This window comes from Streptomyces sp. NPDC059853 (genome assembly GCF_042731495.1).
Classification (GTDB): domain Bacteria; phylum Actinomycetota; class Actinomycetes; order Streptomycetales; family Streptomycetaceae; genus Streptomyces.
In genome coordinates, this window is record NZ_JBHWJL010000433.1 from 1 (window position 1) to 3,131 (window position 3,131).

The window sequence follows — 3,131 nt, forward strand, 5'->3', positions numbered from 1 at the left end:
CCACGCCGATGGCGGCCGAACCGCTGCCCGCCCCGCCCACCGGCGGCGCGCGCACCGCCCTGGACGCCTTCGGCGCCCTCGGCGAGGGCGCCGGCCGCTGGAGCCTCCAGAACCCGCAGCTCGTCCGCGTCGACCTCGCCGCCGACGACGGCCGGCCCATCATGGCCCGGCTCGGCTCCATGGTGCTCTACCAGGGCGACGTCGACTTCGCCTACAAGGGCGGCGGCATCAAACGCCGCATCGTCAGCGGCATGACCGGCGAGGGCTTCGGCTCCCTCATGCGCGTCTCCGGCACCGGCCAGGTCTACCTCGCCGAGGAGGCCACCCGCCTGCACCCCGTCGAACTCCAGGGCGACGCCCTGTGCGTGGCGTCCCAGCACGTCCTCGCCTTCGACGAATCCCTGGAGCACGAGGTGCGCCGCATCGACGGCCACGGCATCCCCGGCGGCTCGCTGTACGCGCTCCAGTTCCACGGCCACGGCACCGTCGTCGTCACCACCCACGGCGAACCCCTCGTCCTGCCCGTCACCCCCATGACCTTCACCGACGCCAACGCCACCATCGCCTGGTCGGCCGCCGCCCAGGTGCTGGTCGCCCACCAGGTACGGCTGCGCCGCCACGCCTACCCCGGGGACAGCGGGGAGACCACCCAGCTCCAGTTCCGAGGCGCCCCGGGGAACTTCGTGATCGTCCAGCCGTTCGAGATCTGACGGAGCGATGATGGATCAGCAGATGGTGTCCGGCCACGCCCCGACCCCGCCCACCGCCCGGATGGAAAACCACGGCCCGACCATGGCCAAGATCGCCATGCGGACCGGCGCCGACCTCCTCGCCAGGACCGGCTCGATGGTCGCCTACGAGGGCTTCGTCCAGTACGAGTCCAACCCGGCCGCGCTGCGCTCGGTCGCCTCCCAGTGGCTCAGCGGCGAGAGCCTGCCCCTCATGCGCTGCCACGGCGACGGCGTCCTCTACCTCGCCGACTACGGCGCGAACGTCGTCTGCGTCCCGCTCCACGACGAGAACCTGTCGGTCAACGCCACCAACGTCCTCGCCTTCGACGCCCATCTGGAGTGGGGCGTCCAGCGGGTCAAGGGCATGGCCAAGTTCACCGGCCAGGGGCTTTTCAACTTCGGCCTCTCCGGCACCGGCTGGGTCGCCGTCACCAGCCGCGGCGTCCCCGTGGTCATCGACTGCGCACGCGCCGGGGAAGTCTTCGTGGACCCGGACGCGCTGGTCGCCTGGTCCACCGGTCTTGAGATGAAGGGCAGGCGCAGCTTCAAGGCGTCCTCCCTCATCGGGCGCGGCAGCGGCGAGGCGTACCAGCTCGCGTTCAGCGGCGAGGGGTTCGTCGTCGTCCAGCCCAGCGAGGACAGCACCGAACGGCTCACCGAGCAGCAGCACCAGCAGCAGGCGTAGGCACGGGGGAGAGCACGATGCAGAGCACCATCTTCAACCACACGGTGACCCAGTCCACCGAGCGCTTCGCCCCGCAGAACCCGCGCATGCTGCGGGTACGGCTCGACGACGGCGAGGACCTGGTCGCCCGCGCCGGCTCCATGGTGGCCTTCGAAGGCATGGTGGAGTTCGACGGCGAATACCTCAGCCGCCACCAGCAGTACGCCCAGCTCGCCACCGGCGAGATCCTGCCGCTGATGCGCTGCTTCGGCCGGGGCACCGTCTACCTCGCCAACCTCGCCCAGCACGTGCACGTCCTGGAGGTCGGTCACGACGGCCTCACCGTGGACAGCGCCTACGTGCTCGGCTTCGACTCCCATCTGCACTGGGAGGTGATCTCGGTGGAGAGCCAGTACGGCATCGCCGGGGTCGGCGCGTACAACCTGGTCTTCAGCGGTCAGGGCAAGGTCGCCCTCACCACCTCCGGCGCGCCGCTGGTGATGCCCGTGACGCCCGACCGCTATGTGAGCGCGGACGCCGACGCGGTGGTCGCCTGGACGACCGCGCTGCGGGTGCAGATGCAGGCCCAGACGGCGGCCCGCTCCGTCTGGCGGCGGCGTGGGGCCACCGGTGAGGGCTGGGAGCTGAGCTTCATGGGGGAGGGGTACGCGGTGGTGCAGCCGAGCGAGCTGCTTCCGCCGCAGCACACCTCCTTCGGCCGCCGGCTGCCCGCCCCGGGGCGGGCGGGGACCGGGCCCGGGCTGCACCAGGGTGGTGCCTGGGGGCCGCGCTGAAGCCTTCTCGGCGGAGGGGGGCCCGTTCTCGAGGGGGCGTCGGGTGTGGTCAGCCGCACGGTGGACGGTCGTCCTCCCGCGGCGGGGTGGCCGCGCGTGCTGCGGCGAGCGCTGCACCTGCCGCCACCGGCGGACAGCATGCGCGGCGCGGCAGGGCACGGGTCGCGGTGGGCGGGCGGCGGGTGGAGTCGGGGGGTGTGCGCGGGGCGTCCGCGTGGCCGCGACCGGCCTCAGCCTCGATGGAGACTTTTCCTGCCCAGGCGCCGGTCCCCGCGGTGTTCTCTCCGGCCAAGTCTCACAGGGCACGTCAATGAAACCATTGAGGGAAGTCGTGCCGTCAACGGGAGGAACGCCGTGAAGTTCGTACTCGAAGTCGACCTGGAGGCCGGCCGGATGGGCGGGGAGACGGCCGCCGAACTCGGCCGCATCCTCCGGTACTGGGGAGGCAATCTGCACCACTACGCCCTGCGGCCCGGCGACGGATCGGGTGTGTACGACTCCGGGTACGCCGAGGTCGGCGCCTGGCGCGTCACCGGCCGGCCGGAGGGCGCGCCGCGGGAGGGGAGCGCTTAGCCGGTGGTCGTGGTGAACGCGCCCCACAGCAGGGGGGCGTGGTCGATCGTGCGCTCCCGGCGCCACGCGGTCAGCCGCTCGCGCTGCCAGCCGGCCAGGGCGCGGACCGGGTCGTCGCTCTCGTGCGCCGTGTCGATCGCGCGGATCGCCTCCTGGAGCGGACGGGCCGCCGGGTGGGCGCCCGCGAGAGCGAGGGCCCGGTCGGTGGGCAGCGGCCAGCGGGTGGCCGTCACGAGTTCGGCGCCCGCGTGGAGCATCGCCGCCGTCAGCCCGAGCGCGTCGGCGAACCGCGGATCGCCGCCGCTCTCGCAGGCGATCAGCGCCACCCGGCCGGGCGCCGGCCAGCGCGCGGGGTCCAGCAGCAGATCC

At 72.9% G+C, this 3,131-nt stretch carries 5 protein-coding genes; 4 read left to right on the forward strand and 1 reads right to left on the reverse strand.

Annotated features, from left to right (window positions below; all coding sequences use genetic code 11):
* The 4 genes from ACFV5N_RS26290 to ACFV5N_RS26305 form a co-directional block, all read left to right on the forward strand.
* Window positions 1-710, forward strand: a 710-nt coding sequence (locus tag ACFV5N_RS26290) for an AIM24 family protein (RefSeq protein ID WP_385604571.1), incomplete at its 5' end; no start/stop codon positions are given.
* Between the two features lie 10 nt (window positions 711-720).
* Complete coding sequence (locus ACFV5N_RS26295; protein ID WP_385604574.1) at window positions 721-1,416, forward strand: AIM24 family protein; 696 nt, start codon at window positions 721-723, stop codon at window positions 1,414-1,416.
* A gap of 17 nt (window positions 1,417-1,433) precedes the next feature.
* Entirely contained in the window at window positions 1,434-2,189 is a 756-nt protein-coding gene (locus tag ACFV5N_RS26300) for an AIM24 family protein (protein ID WP_385604577.1), read from the forward strand.
* Between the two features lie 354 nt (window positions 2,190-2,543).
* Window positions 2,544-2,762 carry a hypothetical protein gene (locus ACFV5N_RS26305; RefSeq protein ID WP_385604580.1) on the forward strand — a complete coding sequence of 73 codons (219 nt, stop codon included), beginning with the start codon at window positions 2,544-2,546 and terminating at the stop codon, window positions 2,760-2,762.
* Here ACFV5N_RS26305 and ACFV5N_RS26310 read toward each other — a convergent pair.
* The coding region (locus ACFV5N_RS26310) for a CHAT domain-containing protein (protein ID WP_385604583.1) at window positions 2,759-3,131 on the reverse strand (373 nt) is incomplete at its 5' end. The two genes, ACFV5N_RS26305 and ACFV5N_RS26310, sit on opposite strands and share 4 nt — an antisense overlap.